This is a genomic window from Actinoplanes siamensis, assembly GCF_016862395.1.
Lineage (GTDB): Bacteria > Actinomycetota > Actinomycetes > Mycobacteriales > Micromonosporaceae > Actinoplanes > Actinoplanes siamensis.
In genome coordinates this window covers 1-14522 of record NZ_BOMW01000034.1, presented here as the reverse complement: position 1 = coordinate 14522, position 14522 = coordinate 1, and the positions used below count along the sequence as shown (strand labels likewise).

The window sequence follows — 14522 nt, the reverse complement described above, 5'->3', positions numbered from 1 at the left end:
GACGACATGTGGCAGGCCGAAGTCCGCGTCGATCTGGACGCCATCCGGGACAACGTTGCGATGCTGCGTGCCGGCACCTCCGCCGAGGTGCTGGTCGCGGTCAAGGCGGACGGGTACGGGCACGGCATGGTCCCGGCCGGGCGGGCGGCCGTGGCCGGCGGCGCCACCTGGCTCGGCGTGGCCACCCTCGACGAGGCGCTGGAGCTGCGCCGGGCGGGTGTGCGGGCCCGGGTGCTGGCCTGGCTGATCGCTCCGGGGCTGCCGCTGCACGAGGGCGTGGCGGCCGGCGTCGACCTGAGCGCCGCCACCGTCGGGCTGATCGACGAGCTGGTCACGGCCGCGCGCCGGGCCGGACAGCCGGCCGTGGTGCACCTCAAGCTGGACACCGGGCTGGCCCGGGGCGGCGCGGTGCCCGCCGAGTGGCCGGCGCTCTTCGAGGCGGCCGCCAAGGCGCATGCCGGCGGCGACGTGGAGATCGTCGGGATGTGGAGCCACTTCGCCCGCGCCGACGAGCCCGGCCACGAGTCGATCGACCGGCAGCTCGCCGTCTTCACCGAGGGCCTGGCGCTGGCCGAGCAGTACGGCCTGGCCCCGCGGTACCGGCACATCGCCAACTCGGCGGCCACCCTGACCCGGCCCGACGCCCACTTCGACCTGGTCCGGGTCGGCATCGCGGCGTACGGTCTGTCGCCCATCGCCGGCCGGACGTTCGGGTTGCGGCCGGCCATGACCGCCCGCGCCCGGGTCACCCTGACCAAGCGCGTGCCCGCGGGGCAGGGCGTCTCCTACGGGCTGACCTATCACACCGACCGCGAGACCACCCTGGCCGTGGTGCCGCTGGGCTACGGCGACGGAGTGCCCCGGCACGCGTCCAGCGCCGGTCCGGTGCGCATCGGCGACACCCGCGCGCGGATCGCCGGCCGGGTCTGCATGGACCAGTTCGTGGTCGACGTGGGCGACGCCCCGGTGGCGGCCGGCGACGTGGCCACGCTGTTCGGTCCGGGCGACGACGGCGGTCCGACCGCCGACGACTGGGCCGAGGCGACCGGCACGATCAACTACGAGATCGTCACCCGGTTCGGCAGCAGCCGGGTGCCGCGGATCTACACCGGGGAGGCCGGACGAGGGAGCGGGCAGGCGTTGCCGGCGACCGGTCACGACGCCGGGGAGATCGGATGAGGGGGCGCGCGACCGAGTGGGCGGGCGCGGCGCGGGTGGCGTCATGAGTTCCTCCCGAGCGGCCCGGCGGGCCGGGGTGGCCGGCGCGGTGGTCGGCGTCGCGGCGGCCGGGCTGGCGACCGCGCTGGCCGTGGAACGGGTGCTGGTGCGGCGTTCGGTCAACAAACCCGGGGATCCCTATGTGGACGAGCCGTTCGGCGACCAGCCGTTCGACCACGAGGTCACGGTGACCGCGGCGGACGGCACCCAGCTGCACGTCGAGATCGTGAATCCGCGGGTGGCCGGACCGTCGTCCCCGAGCAAGCCGACCATAGTCTTCGTGCACGGCTTCGCCCTGGACATGGGCACGTTCTACTTCCAGCGCAAGGCTCTGGCCGAGCGCGGAGACCACCGCCTGGTCTTCTACGACCAGCCGGGTCACGGCCGCTCGTCGAAACTGCAGTCCGGGACGTACGACATCGCCGCGCTCGGCAGGTCGCTGGCCACCGTCCTGGACGCGGCCGTGCCGGAGGGCCAGATCATCCTGGTCGGCCACTCGATGGGCGGTATGACGATCATGGCGTTCGCCGAGCAGTTCCCGGAGTGGTTCGGCGACCGGGTGACCGGTGTGGTGCTGATGTCCACCTCGGCCGGGTTGTTCGACAAGGCCACGCTCGGCGTCAGCAACGTGGTGGCCCGGTTCAGCGCGCCGTTCTTCCCGCTCTGGGACAAGGCGGCCAAGCTCGGCGGCGGCACCATCGACCGCGCCCGGGTGGCCTCCTCCGACCTGGCCTGGCTGCTCACCCGGCGGTACGGCTTCGGCGAGTCCCAGCCCAGCCCGTCGCTCGTCACGTTCGTGGAGAGCATGAACTCCAGGACCTCTGTGGAGACCCTCACGAAGTACCTGAACACGCTCTACCGGCACAGCCGCCTGCCGGCCCTGTCCGCGCTGCGCGGCGTGCCGGTGCTGGTCGTCGTCGGCACCCGGGACTACCTCACCCCGGTCACCCACTCCGAGCAGATCATCAAGGAGCTGCCGGAGGCCGAGCTGTTGAAGATCGAGAACAGCGGGCACGTGGTGATGCTGGAGAAGGCCGACGAGGTGAACGCGGCCCTCATCCCGTTCCTGGAGAAGATCTCGTGAAGCTGACCACCGTCGAGGAGACCCGGGCCTTCGGCCGCCGGCTCGCCACGCTGCTGCGTCCGGGCGACCTGGTGCTGCTCACCGGGCCGTTGGGGGCCGGCAAGACGGCTCTGGTGCAGGGCATCGGCGCGGGGCTGGGGGTGCGGGGCCCGATCACGTCGCCGACCTTCGTGATCGCCCGGCTGCACCGCGGCCCGGTCCCGCTGGTGCACGCCGACGCGTACCGGCTGGGCGACCGCCCCGATCCGCGCGCCGAGATCGACGACCTGGACCTGGACGCCTCCGCCGACGAGGCGGTCACCGTGGTGGAGTGGGGCGCCGGGCTGGTCGAGCAACTCAACGACGAATATCTGCTCGTCCGCATCGATCGGCTGGACGACGACACCCGAGTGATCGAACTGGTGCCGCACGGCGGCGACTGGGCCCGACGACTGGAGAGAATGTGAACCTGATCGAGCTGCTTCCCGGGCAGTGGCGCGCCGAGCTGGCCCCCTTCCTGGACGAGAAGGCGACGGCCGCGCTGGGCGACTTCGTCGCCGCGGAGTATGCCGAGCACACCGTCTACCCACCGGTGGAGGATCTGTTCTCGGCGTACCGGCTGTGCCTGCCGGAGCAGACCCGGGTGCTGATCCTGGGCCAGGACCCGTACCACGGCCCCGGCCAGGCGCACGGCCTGAGCTTCAGCGTGCGCGACGGCGTCCGGGTGCCGCCGTCGCTGCGCAACGTGTTCAAGGAGCTCGCCGAGGACGTCAACATCGCGCCGCCGAAGAGCGGCAACCTCACCGGCTGGGCGGAGCAGGGCGTGCTGCTGCTCAACGCGGTGCTCACGGTCCGCGCCGGCAAGGCCGCCTCGCACGCCAACAAGGGCTGGGAGACGTTCACCGACGCCACCATCCGCGCGCTGAACGAGCGGACCGAGCGGATCGTCTTCCTGCTCTGGGGCAACTACGCGAAGAAGAAGGCCGGCCTGATCACCAACCCGGCGCACGCGGTGATCGAGGCCGGTCACCCGAGCCCGATGAACCCGGCCGGCTTCCTCGGCAGCCGCCCGTTCAGCGCGGCCAACAAGGCCCTCGCGGACGGTGGCCGCCCGGTGGTGAACTGGGACCCGCGGCCGACCGTCTAGGCTCGTTGCGTGCTCGTTCTTGCTCTGGACACCGCCACGCCCGCTTCGACGGCGGCGCTCGTCGAGGTCACCGCGGACGGTCTGTTCGGGGTGGCGGAGAGCCGCACTGTCGATCCCCGCGCGCACGGCGAGAAGCTGGCGCCGGAGATCGCGGCGGTGCTCGCCGAGGCCGGGGCGCGGCCACGTGACCTGACCGCGATCGTGGCCGGCCTGGGCCCGGGGCCGTTCACCGGCCTGCGGGTCGGGCTGGCCACCGCCGCGAGCATGGGGCAGGCGCTGGGCATCCCGGTCTACGGGGTGTGCTCGCTGGACGCGCTGGGCCGGGCCGCCGGTCCGGGGCGGGTCCTGGTCGCCACGGACGCGCGACGCCGTGAGGTCTACCACGCGACGTATGCCGACGGCGTACGGGAAAGTGGTCCTGATGTCGCGAAGCCCGCGGATGTGACGGTGGACGTGGAGCGGGCGGCCGGCGAGGGCGCGTTGAAATACGGTGACATCTTCGGCGTGCCGGTCGAGGAGCACCTGCTCCACCCGCCCGGCGCCGCTCTCGTCGCGCTCGCCGCCGACCGGATTCGGTCAGCCGCGCCGAGCGAGGTGCTGACGCCGCTCTACCTGCGCCGGCCGGACGCCGTCGAGCCGGCCGGCCGCAAGCCGGTGCTGACCTGATGCGCGTCGAACGTTTCCGCTGGTGGCACATCGACGAGGTGCTGCCGCTGGAGGAGGACCTCTTCGGCAACGAGAAGTGGTCGGCCGCGATGTTCTGGAACGAGCTGGCCCAGCGCCACCACTACGTCGTCGCGGTGGACGGCGAAAGAGTGCTCGGCTACGCCGGCTTGTCCGTTGTGGATCAGGAAGAGTCCTGGGTGCAGAACATCGCCGTCCGCCGCGAGGCGCAGCGGCTCGGCATCGGCCGCACCCTTCTGGAGGACCTGTTGGCCGAGGCGGCGCGGCGATCCGTCAGGCGGACCCTGCTCGAGGTGGCGGTCGACAACCATCCGGCGCAGAGGCTCTACGCCGGCTACGACTTCGAGCCGGTCGGCATCCGGCGCGGCTACTACCAACCCAGCAACACCGACGCCCTGGTGATGATGCGAGATGCGTGACGAGCCCCTGGTACTCGGAATCGAGACCTCCTGCGACGAGACCGGGATCGGCATCGTCCGCGGGCACACCCTGCTGGCCGACGCGCTGGCGTCCAGCGTGGACCAGCACGCCCGGTTCGGCGGGGTGGTGCCCGAGGTGGCCAGCCGCGCCCACCTGGAGGCGCTGGTGCCGACCATGCAGCGGGCGCTCGACGAGGCCGGCGTGACCCTGGCCGACGTCGACGCGATAGCGGTGACCAGCGGTCCCGGCCTGGCCGGCGCGCTGCTGGTGGGGGTGGCCGCGGCCAAGGGGTACGCGCTGGCCGCCGAGAAACCGGTCTACGGCGTCAACCACCTGGCCGCGCACGTGGCGGTGGACACGCTGGAGCACGGGCCGCTGCCCGAGCCGGCGGTGGCCATGCTGGTCTCCGGCGGGCACTCCTCGCTGCTGCTGGTCGACGACCTGACGGCGGGGGTGACGCCGCTCGGCGCCACCATCGACGACGCGGCCGGCGAGGCGTTCGACAAGGTGGCGCGGCTGCTCGGGCTGGGCTTTCCGGGCGGCCCGATCATCGATCGGTCGGCGCGTGACGGCGACCCCGGATCGATCGCCTTCCCGCGGGGGCTGACCGCGCCCAAGGACCAGGCCGAGCACCGCTTCGACTTCTCCTTCTCCGGCTTGAAGACCGCTGTGGCGCGCTGGGTGGAGGCGCGGGAGCGGGCCGGCGAGCCGGTGCCGGTGGCCGACGTCTCGGCGAGCTTCCAGGAGGCGGTCTGCGACGTGCTGACCGCCAAGGCGATCGACGCCTGCCTGAGCAACGGGGTGCGCACCCTGGTGATCGGCGGCGGCGTGGCGGCGAACTCGCGGCTGCGGGTGCTCGCCGAGGAACGCGCGGCCCGGCACGGGATCGCGGTGCGGGTGCCCCGCCCGCAGCTGTGCACCGACAACGGCGCGATGGTCGCCGCCCTGGGCTCGCACCTGGTGGCGGCCGGCGTCGCGCCCAGCCGTCTCGATCTGCCGGCGGATTCCGCGATGGGTTTGACCTCGGTCAGTGTGCCAGGGTAGGAAGCCAGCATGATCGCGCGGATGTGGGAGGTGCGGGCCTCGCGCAGCGGCTTCGACGAGCTGCTGAGCTGGGTCTGCGACATAGCGGTGCCGGCACTCGAGGTGCTGCCACAACATGTGTCGAGTGACGTCTATTCGTCCACGGATCATCGCATCGTCGTCATCACCAAATGGCGAAACACCCCGGAGAGCCTGCCCACCCCGCCGGAGAAGCTGGTGGCACGCGCTCCGCACGTCTGGGATTTCACCCCCGTCGATCGCTGAGCGGTCGCAGCGCGGGCGTTCCCGGCCGTACCGTCGGGGCCTGATGCGCAGACTGCCCGTGGCCGATCCCGGCCTGCCCGACGCCCGGTCCGCCACGCGTTTCCTGAGCTGGCTGATCCGGCGCTCCCGCATGACGATCGTCACGGCGATCGCGCTCGCGGTCGCCTGGATGGGCTGCCAGTCGCTGGTGCCGGCGATGGTCGGGCGGGCCATCGACGCGGCCGCCGCCGAGCGTGGCGGCGCGTTGCTCGGCTGGGCACTGGTGCTGTTCGTGATCGGCGTCGTGCAGGCGCTCACCGGGATCAGCCGGCACCGCTTCGCGACCGTCAACTGGCTGGCCGCCGGGTTCCGGACCGTGCAGGTGACGGTCCGCCAGGCGAACCGGCTCGGCTCGGCCCTGCCGCGGCGGCTGGACGCCGGCGAGGCGGTGGCCATCGGCACCTCGGACATCACCCACATCGGCGGCGCGGTGGACGTCGCGGCCCGCGGGACCGGCGCGCTGCTCGCGGTCGCCACTGTCACGCTGCTGTTGCTGCACACCTCGGTCCCGCTCGGCCTGGTGGTGCTGCTCGGCGTGCCGGCGCTGATGGCCGTCGTGGGCGGGCTGATCCGGCCGTTGCACAGGCGCCAGCAGGCGTACCGGGAACAGCAGGCCCGGCTCACCGGCCAGGCCGCGGACCTGGTCACCGGGTTGCGGGTGCTGCGCGGCGTGGGCGGCGAGGCGGTCATGGTGGCGCGCTATCGCGCGCAGTCCCAGGCGCTGCGCGCGGCGGGGGTACGTACGGCGAGCGTCGAGTCCCTCCTGGAAGCCGCCCAGGTGCTCCTGCCCGGCACGTTCCTGGTGCTGGTGACCTGGCTGGGCGCCCGGTTCGCGGCGGACGGCCGGATCACGGTCGGCCAGCTCGTCTCGTTCTACGCCTACGCCGCCTTCCTGGTCTCCCCGCTGCGGCAGCTCACCGACTCGATCGACAAGCTGACCCGGGGGCACGTGTCGGCCCGCCGGGTGGTGCGGATGCTCACGTTGCCGCGGGTCGCGGCCGAGCCGTCCGGGGCGGCCCGGCCGCGCGGTGGTGAGCTGGCCGATCCGGAGTCCGGGGTACGTGTCGTCCCCGGCCGGCTGACCGCGATCGTCGCCCGGGACCCCGCCGACGCGGCGCGCGTCGCCGACCGGCTCGGGCGGTACGCCGGGGGCGCCACGCTCGGCGGGGTGCCGCTGACCGACCTGCCCCTGGCCGAGGTACGCGAGCGGATCCTGGTGGCGGAGAACGAGGCCCGGCTCTTCTCCGGGCGACTGCGGGCCGACCTGGACCCGTACCGGAGCGGGCGTCTGGCGGAGGCGCTGGAGGCGGCGGCCGCGCGGGACATCGTGGACGGCCTGCCGGACGGGCTGGACAGCGAGGTCGTCGAGCGCGGCCGGTCCTTCTCCGGCGGCCAGCAGCAACGGCTGCGGCTGGTCCGGGCGCTGGTCGCGGATCCGGAGGTCCTGATCCTGGTGGAGCCGACGAACGCGGTGGACGCGCACACCGAGGCGCGGATCGCCGAGCGGCTGCGGGCCGTACGGGCCGGGCGCACCACTGTCGTCTGCACGTCCAGCCCGCTCGTGCTCGGCCACACCGACCGGGTGCTCTACCTGGAACACGGCCGGGTGGTCGCGGCCGGCACGCATCACGAGCTGCTCGGCTCGGAGCCGCGGTACGCCCGCGTGGTGCTCCGTCAGGAGCAGTCGTGAGCCCTGCGCTACCGGTTGCCGGCCGCTCCCAGGCCTGGCGATACGCCCGGTCCCTGTTCCGCCGGCATCCCGGCATGTTCCGCGCGACCGTCGGGCTGCACCTGCTGGCCGCCCTGGCCGGGCTGGCCGGGCCGCGCTACCTCGGCGACCTGGTGCAGGCGGTGCAGCGCGGGACGTTCGCCGCCGAGCTGAACGGGCTGGCCGCCGCGCTGGCCGGGTTCGTGCTGCTGCAGGCGGTGCTGACCCGGTTCGCGTACCTCGCCTCGGCGCGGCTCGGCGAGCAGGTGCTGGCGCAGCTGCGGGAGGAGTTCATCGCCCGGGTGCTCACGCTGCCGCTGGGCACCGTGGAGTCGGCGGGGACCGGGGACCTGCTGACGCGTACCACCCGGGACGTGGACGCGCTGTCCCGCTGCGTCCGGCTGGCCGTGCCGGAGACGATGATCGCCCTGCTCACCGGTGGCCTGGTGGTGGTGGCGCTGGTCCTGGTGAGCCCGGTGCTCGCCGCCCCGCTGCTGGTCGGGGTGCCGATCACGGTGGCCGGGACGCGCTGGTACGTGCGCCGCGCCCCGGCCGGCTACCTGCGGCAGAACGCGGCGTACTCGGAGGTCACCGACGGGCTGACCGAGACGGTCGAGGGCGCCCGGACGGTGGAGGCGCTGGGCCGGCAGCGGCAGCGGGTCGCCCGGACCGACCGGGACCTGGGCCGGTCCTGGCGGGCCGAGCGGTACACGCTGTTCCTGCGGACCGTCTGGTGGCCGGTGATCGAGGTGAGCTACCTGCTGCCGATGGTGCTCACCCTGCTCACCGGCGGCTGGCTGTACCTGCGCGGCACCGTCACGCTGGGCCAGCTGACCGCGGCGGTGGTCTACGTCCAGCAGCTCATCCACCCGCTCGACCGGTTGCTCTCCTGGCTGGACGAGCTGCAGGTGGGCGCGGCCTCGCTGGCCCGGCTGCTCGGGGTGACCGCCGCGCCGCACCCGCCCCGGCCGCGGGCGCCCCGGCCGGACGGCACCCGGATCGAGCTGCGCGGGGTGCGGTTCGGCTACCGCGAGGGGCGCGAGGTGTTGCACGGCGTGGACCTGACCCTGCGCCCGGGGGAACGGCTGGCCGTGGTGGGCCCGTCCGGCGCCGGCAAGTCGACACTGGGCCGGCTGCTGGCCGGCATCCACCAGCCCACCGAGGGCAGCGTCACGGTCGGTGGGGTGCCGCTCGGCGCGCTCGCCCCGGACCGGTTGCGCGCCGAGGTGGCGCTGGTCAGCCAGGAACACCACGTCTTCATCGGTACGCTGCGGGACAACCTGGCGATGGCCCGGCCGTCGGCGCCGGAGCCGGACGTCCGGGCCGCGCTCGCCGCGGTGCGCGCCCTGCAGTGGGCGGACGGGCTGCCGAACGGGCTGGACACCGTGGTGGGCGAGGGCGCGCATCCGCTCACCGCGGCGCAGGCGCAGCAGGTGGCGCTGGCCCGGCTGATCCTGGCCGACCCGCATACGCTGGTGCTGGACGAGGCGACCGCGCTGCTGGACCCACGGGCGGCGCGGGATCTGGAACGCTCGCTCGCCGCGGTGGTGCGCGGACGGACCGTGGTGGCCATCGCGCACCGGCTGTTCTCGGCGCACGACGCGGACCGGGTGGCGGTGGTGGAGGACGGCCGGATCACCGAGCTGGGATCGCACGACGAGCTGGTGGCGGCGAACGGGCCGTACGCGGCGCTGTGGCGCTCGTGGCAGGGCCGCGGCGAGGGCCCGGAGAGACCCCCGGACATGGCAAGGGCGCGTCCCCGGGAGGACGCGCCCTTGTGAGAGTCGGTCAGAAGCCCGGACCGTGCTGGTGGCCGTGCCCGTGACCGTGGCTGTGCCCACCGGCGGCGGCGGGCTCCGGCTCGGCCGGCTTGTCCACCACGAGGCTCTCGGTGGTCAGCAGCAGCCCGGCGATCGAGACGGCGTTGGAGACCGCGTTGCGGGTCACCTTCACCGGGTCGATGATGCCGGACGCGACCAGGTCCACGTACTCGTCGGTGGCCGCGTTGAGGCCGTGGCCCCAGCCCAGCTCGCCGACCTTGCCCACCACGACGTAACCGTCGTGGCCGGCGTTCTGCGCGATCCACCGCAGCGGCTCGACCAGCGCCTTGCGGACGATCGAGACGCCGATCGCCTCCTCGCCGGTCAGGCCGAGGCTGCCGTCGAGCTCCTTGGCGACCTGGGCGAGGGCGGCGCCACCGCCGGGGACGGTGCCCTCCTCGACGGCCGCCTTGGTCGCCGCGATGGCGTCCTCGATGCGGTGCTTGCGCTCCTTCATCTCGACCTCGGTCGCGGCGCCGACCTTGATCACCGCAATGCCGCCGGAGAGCTTGGCCAGCCGCTCCGAGAGCTTCTCCCGGTCCCAGTCGGAGTCCGACGCCTCGATCTCCTTGCGGATCTGCGAGACCCGGTCGGCGACCTCGGCGGAGTTGCCGCCACCGTCGACGATGGTGGTGTTCTCCTTGTCGACCACGATCCGCCGGGCGCTGCCCAGCTGCTCGATGCCGACCTGGTCGAGCTTGTAGCCGAGCTCGGGGGCGATCAGCTCGCCGCCGGTGGCGATGGCCAGGTCCTGCAGGATCGCCTTGCGGCGGTCACCGAAGCCGGGCGCCTTCACCGCGGCGACCTTGATGGTCTTGCGCAGCGCGTTGACCACCAGCGTGGAGAGCGCCTGGCCCTCGACGTCCTCGGCGACGATGAGCAGCGGCTTGCCGGTCTGCAGCACCTTCTCCAGCAGCGGGAGCAGCTCCTCGATGCTGGAGATCTTCTGGGTGGTGAGGAGGATGTGCGCGTCCTCCAGCACCACCTGCTGCGACTCGGCGTCGGTCACGAAGTTCGGGGAGATGAAGCCCTTGTCGAACTGCAGACCCTCGGTGACCTCGAGCTCGGTCAGCATCGTCGAGCCCTCCTCGACGGTGATCACACCGTCGCGGCCGACCCGGTCCATCGCCTCGGCGATCAGCTCGCCGATGGTGGCGTCCTGGGCCGAGATGGTGGCCACGTTCGCGATCGCCTTGTGGTCGGCGACCTCGACGGCCTTGCCCAGCAGCGCCTTGGACACGGCCTCGCCGGCCTGGTCCATGCCCCGCTTGAGGCCGATCGGGTTGGCGCCCGCGGTGACGTTGCGCAGGCCCTCCCGGACCAGCGCCTGGGCCAGCACGGTCGCCGTGGTGGTCCCGTCGCCGGCGACGTCGTTGGTCTTCGTCGCCACCTCCTTGACCAGCTGGGCGCCAAGGTTCTGGTACGGGTCGGTGAGCTCGATCTCCTTGGCGATGGTCACGCCGTCGTTGGTGATCGTGGGGGCGCCGAACTTCTTGTCCAGGACGACGTTGCGGCCGCGCGGGCCGAGAGTGACCTTTACCGTGTCGGCGAGCGTGTTGACGCCGTGCTCCAGCAGGTGCCGCGCGTCGTCGGAGAAACTCAGGATCTTCGCCATGAATGGTCCCTTCACGCACTACCGCCCCGGTCCGGTTGCCCGGGCCGAGGCGGTCAGCACTGTCAGTAGGTCACTTCTCGATGACCGCGAGGACGTCGCGGGCGGAGAGCACCAGGTACTCCTCACCGGCGTACTTGACCTCGGTGCCGCCGTACTTCGAGTAGAGGACCACGTCGCCGACCTTGACATCGAGCGGAACGCGGTTGCCCTTGTCGTCGATCCGGCCGGGGCCGACAGCGAGGACGGTGCCCTCCTGCGGCTTCTCCTTCGCGGTGTCGGGGATCACGATGCCGGACGCGGTGGTGGTCTCGGCCTCGTTCGCCTGGACCACGATGCGGTCCTCGAGCGGCTTGATCGCAACCTTGGTCGCGGTAGTCACGGGCATACCCTCCTGGGTACAGGTTTCGCCGGCCTTGGTCCAGGCCGGTCTGATGCCTCATGCCACCGGGCGGGGCCGTCGTCGCGGGTGCCGGTCCGCCTGGTGCCTAACCACCACGGACTGGTCCGGGGTGGCTGGCACCCTCATGTTGAGAGTGCTAACCGGAGATTATGCCGGAACTAGCACTCCGTCAACCAGAGTGCCAACCTGTCACGCCGGGGAGAATGCCTGGTGTGACCCCTGAACTTCTCGCTCTGCTGCAGACCCCCGAAGGGATGGCTGCCCTGGCCGTGGCGGCCGAGGTGGGCGACGGCGAGCCACTCGCCGCTGCCTCGGCCCTGCGGGCCCGGGGCTTCGGCGCGGAGCTGGCCGCAGCCGCACTCACCCAGGCTAGTTTGCGCCGCCGGGCCGCGGTGAAGTTCGGCCCGGACGCCACCCGAATGTTCTTCACCCGGCACGGCCTGGAGCAGGCGACACGGGCGGTGGTCGCGGATCGCCGAGCGGCCCGGCTCGCCGCCTCCGGCGCGCGGACCCTGGCGGATCTGGGCTGCGGGCTGGGCTCGGACGCGCTGGCCGCGGCGCGGCTGGGGATCCAGGTGTACGCGGTGGAGGCCGACCCGGACACGGCCGCGCTGGCCGCGGCGAACGCGCGGGCCGCGGGGCTGGCCGACCTGATCACGGTGACCTGCGCGGATGCCACCTCCGTCGAGGTGGAGAGGTTCGACGCGGTCTTCGCCGACCCGGCTCGCCGGCAGGCCGGCCGTGGCCGGGTGTTCGACCCGAAGTCCTACTCGCCGCCCTGGGACTTCGTGGCCGGGCTGGCCGCCCGCGTGCCGCGCACGGTGCTGAAGCTGGCCCCGGGGATCGACCACGCGCTGCTCCCGCCGGGCGCCGAGGGCGAGTGGGTCAGTGTCGGCGGCGACCTGGTCGAGGCGGCCTTCTGGTGCGGTCCGCTGGCGCGGGCGCAGCGCCGGGCGACGCTGGTCGGCCTCGGCGAGCTGACCGGCTCGGGGCGGGAGCGGGCTCCGGTCGGGCCGGTCGGCGCGTGGTTCTACGACCCGGACCCGGCAGTGGTCCGGTCCCATCTGATCGCCGAGTTCGCGGCGACCGTGGGCGGCCACCTGGCCGACCCGGACATCGCCTACGTCTACACCGACGACCCGGTGGACACGCCGTTCGCCCGGCGGCTCGCGGTGACGGACGTGCTGCCGTTCTCCCTGAAGAGGCTGCGCGCCCTGCTGCGCGACCGCGGGGTGGGCACCCTGGAGATCCGCAAGCGTGGCTCCGCCCTGGTCCCCGACCAGCTGCGCAAGGACCTGCGGCTCGCCGGGCCGAACGCGGCGGGCCTGGTGCTCACCAAGGTGGACGGCGCGCCGGCCGCGCTGCTCACGGCGCACTCGTGAGGACGCGGCGTCGTAACGTAACCGAATCGTCGCAACGAGTCCGAATCGGGTGTCTGCGGAGATCGCTCCAGGAGTAGCCTGCGGCCCATGCCGAAGAAGGCGGCCGGCACCCCGGCCACTGTGCTGCTGACCGCGGAGAAGGTGCCGCACACCCTGCATCAGTACGAGGTGTCCCCGGACGCGCCGAACTACGGCGCCCTGGTCGCGGAGTTCCTCGGGGTGGCGCCGGAGCGGCTGTTCAAGACGCTGGTCGCCGATGTGGACGGGCGTCTCGTGGTGGGCGTCGTGCCGGTCACCGGTGATCTCGATCTGAAGGCGCTGGCGCAGGCGGCGGGCGGCAAGCGGGCTGCCCTGGCCGACCGCGCCGTGGCCGAGCGCAGCAGCGGGTACGTGCGCGGCGGCATCAGCCCGCTGGGTCAGCGCAAGCGACTGCCCACAGTGATCGACGACTCGGCGCCGGGCCTGGACCTGATGTATGTCTCCGCGGGGCGTCGCGGCCTGCAGGTCTCCCTGGCGCCGGCCGACCTGATCCGGTTGACCGGCGCGACGGTCGCGGCGATCAGAGCGTGACGCGGCGTCCCGGCGGCTCCGCGCGGCGACCGCCGGGACTCTCCACTCGTCCTTCCGGGATCCGCCGTTCCACACGCTGATCTCACTCGGTGTGATCTCGCGGAGCGGATTTCCCGACTTTCCGGGTCGAGTGGCGGGGGTTGGGGCTCAGGTGTGTTGCTGGATTGTTATCCAGCGTTACGAGATAGACCTCCATGGTGCCTTGTGTTCCAGGCCACTACCGGAATACGTTGCCGGGCACAACAAACCGGTTCCTGATCCATCGGCGCCCAGGGGAGCGACACTCCCAGGCACGCACCAACCCTGACAAATCCGACGAAGGCCCCGGATTTACCCCCCGAAAGGACATATGGAATGCGTAAGGGACTGTTCGCCCTTGCCGCGGTCGGCCTGCTGGCCACCGGAAGCATGGCCGCCTGTGGCGATGACAAGGGCGATGACGCCGGCAGCGCCAGCGGCGGCGCCGCCGGCAAGGCCGGCAAGGTCGGCGTCATCCTTCCGGACACCAAGAGCTCGGCTCGCTGGGAGACGGCGGACCTCAAGTACCTGACGGACGCCTTCAAGGCCGCGGGCGTCGAGGCTGAAATCAAGAACGCCCAGGGCGACAAGGCTTCCTTCCAGACCATTGCCGACGGGATGATCCAGGCGGGCGTCAAGGTCCTCATGATCGTCAACCTGGACTCCGGCACCGGTAAGAACGTGCTGGACAACGCCAAGAAGGCCGGCATCGCGACGATCGACTACGACCGTCTCACGCTGGGCGGCGGCGCCAACTACTACGTCTCGTTCGACAACAACGAGGTCGGCAAGCTGCAGGGCCAGGGCCTGGTGGACTGCCTGACCGCGGCGAAGGCGACCAAGCCGGTGGTGTCGTACCTGAACGGCTCGCCGACCGACAACAACGCCACCCTGTTCAAGGAGGGCTACGACTCGGTCCTCAAGCCGAAGTTCGAGTCCGGTGAGTACACCAAGGGTCCGGACGACGCGGTTCCGGAGTGGGACAACGCCAAGGGCGGCACGATCTTCGAGCAGCAGCTCACCAAGGAGCCCAAGATCGCCGGCGTGCTCGCCGCGAACGACGGCCTCGGCAACGCCGCCATCGAGGTGCTGAAGAAGAACAAGCTGAACGGCAAGGTGCCGGTGACCGG

General features: G+C 72.4%; 15 protein-coding genes. 13 read left to right on the top strand and 2 right to left on the bottom strand.

The genetic code is table 11. The annotated features are described in order from the left end of the window. Nucleotides 1–6: 6 nt before the first annotated feature. The 10 genes from alr to Asi03nite_RS18310 are packed head-to-tail and all read left to right on the top strand — an operon-like array spanning nt 7 to nt 9368. The gene (gene alr, locus Asi03nite_RS18355) at nt 7–1179 is read left to right on the top strand and encodes an alanine racemase (RefSeq protein WP_203681272.1); all 1173 of its coding nucleotides are present in this window, start codon (nt 7–9) and stop codon (nt 1177–1179) included. Between the two features lie 43 nt (nt 1180–1222). After that, nucleotides 1223–2302: an alpha/beta fold hydrolase gene (locus tag Asi03nite_RS18350; protein ID WP_203681271.1), complete on the top strand. Its 1080-nt coding sequence runs from the start codon at nt 1223–1225 to the stop codon at nt 2300–2302. Further along, entirely contained in the window at nt 2299–2748 is a 450-nt protein-coding gene (gene tsaE, locus Asi03nite_RS18345; protein ID WP_203681270.1) for a tRNA (adenosine(37)-N6)-threonylcarbamoyltransferase complex ATPase subunit type 1 TsaE, read from the top strand. The genes Asi03nite_RS18350 and tsaE overlap by 4 nt, the downstream gene beginning before the upstream one ends. After that, a complete protein-coding gene (gene ung / locus Asi03nite_RS18340; RefSeq protein WP_203681269.1) occupies nt 2745–3428 on the top strand; it encodes a uracil-DNA glycosylase in 684 nt (227 codons plus the stop codon). Before tsaE ends, ung begins: the two co-directional genes overlap by 4 nt. 9 nt (nt 3429–3437) lie before the next feature. Further along, on the top strand, nt 3438–4094 hold the full coding sequence (gene tsaB / locus Asi03nite_RS18335) for a tRNA (adenosine(37)-N6)-threonylcarbamoyltransferase complex dimerization subunit type 1 TsaB (protein ID WP_203681268.1): 657 nt from the start codon (nt 3438–3440) through the stop codon (nt 4092–4094). Further along, nucleotides 4094–4531 carry a ribosomal protein S18-alanine N-acetyltransferase gene (gene rimI, locus Asi03nite_RS18330; protein WP_203681266.1) on the top strand — a complete coding sequence of 146 codons (438 nt, stop codon included), beginning with the start codon at nt 4094–4096 and terminating at the stop codon, nt 4529–4531. The genes tsaB and rimI overlap by 1 nt, the downstream gene beginning before the upstream one ends. Then, nucleotides 4524–5576 carry a tRNA (adenosine(37)-N6)-threonylcarbamoyltransferase complex transferase subunit TsaD gene (tsaD, locus tag Asi03nite_RS18325; protein WP_203681264.1) on the top strand — a complete coding sequence of 351 codons (1053 nt, stop codon included), beginning with the start codon at nt 4524–4526 and terminating at the stop codon, nt 5574–5576. Before rimI ends, tsaD begins: the two co-directional genes overlap by 8 nt. A gap of 9 nt (nt 5577–5585) precedes the next feature. Then, nucleotides 5586–5840: a hypothetical protein gene (locus Asi03nite_RS18320; protein ID WP_203681262.1), complete on the top strand. Its 255-nt coding sequence runs from the start codon at nt 5586–5588 to the stop codon at nt 5838–5840. A 43-nt stretch (nt 5841–5883) separates the two neighbouring features. Then, nucleotides 5884–7569: an ABC transporter ATP-binding protein gene (locus Asi03nite_RS18315; protein ID WP_203681260.1), complete on the top strand. Its 1686-nt coding sequence runs from the start codon at nt 5884–5886 to the stop codon at nt 7567–7569. Beyond that, nucleotides 7566–9368 carry an ABC transporter ATP-binding protein gene (locus Asi03nite_RS18310; protein WP_203681258.1) on the top strand — a complete coding sequence of 601 codons (1803 nt, stop codon included), beginning with the start codon at nt 7566–7568 and terminating at the stop codon, nt 9366–9368. The genes Asi03nite_RS18315 and Asi03nite_RS18310 overlap by 4 nt, the downstream gene beginning before the upstream one ends. A 7-nt stretch (nt 9369–9375) precedes the next feature. Here the strand turns inward: Asi03nite_RS18310 and groL are convergent, their stop codons facing one another. Beyond that, nucleotides 9376–11022 carry a chaperonin GroEL gene (gene groL / locus Asi03nite_RS18305; protein WP_203681256.1) on the bottom strand — a complete coding sequence of 549 codons (1647 nt, stop codon included), beginning with the start codon at nt 11020–11022 and terminating at the stop codon, nt 9376–9378. Nucleotides 11023–11092: 70 nt separating this feature from the next. Beyond that, nucleotides 11093–11401 carry a co-chaperone GroES gene (gene groES, locus Asi03nite_RS18300; RefSeq protein ID WP_014687825.1) on the bottom strand — a complete coding sequence of 103 codons (309 nt, stop codon included), beginning with the start codon at nt 11399–11401 and terminating at the stop codon, nt 11093–11095. Nucleotides 11402–11625: 224 nt separating this feature from the next. Between groES and Asi03nite_RS18295 the strand changes: the two genes are divergently transcribed. The 3 genes from Asi03nite_RS18295 to Asi03nite_RS18285 all read left to right on the top strand — a co-directional run. Next, on the top strand, nt 11626–12804 hold the full coding sequence (locus tag Asi03nite_RS18295) for a class I SAM-dependent methyltransferase (RefSeq protein WP_203681255.1): 1179 nt from the start codon (nt 11626–11628) through the stop codon (nt 12802–12804). An 87-nt stretch (nt 12805–12891) separates the two neighbouring features. Further along, nucleotides 12892–13374 carry a Cys-tRNA(Pro) deacylase gene (gene ybaK, locus Asi03nite_RS18290; protein ID WP_203681254.1) on the top strand — a complete coding sequence of 161 codons (483 nt, stop codon included), beginning with the start codon at nt 12892–12894 and terminating at the stop codon, nt 13372–13374. A 354-nt stretch (nt 13375–13728) separates the two neighbouring features. Then, nucleotides 13729–14522, top strand: a 794-nt coding sequence (locus Asi03nite_RS18285; RefSeq protein WP_203681248.1) for a sugar ABC transporter substrate-binding protein, incomplete at its 3' end; no start/stop codon positions are given.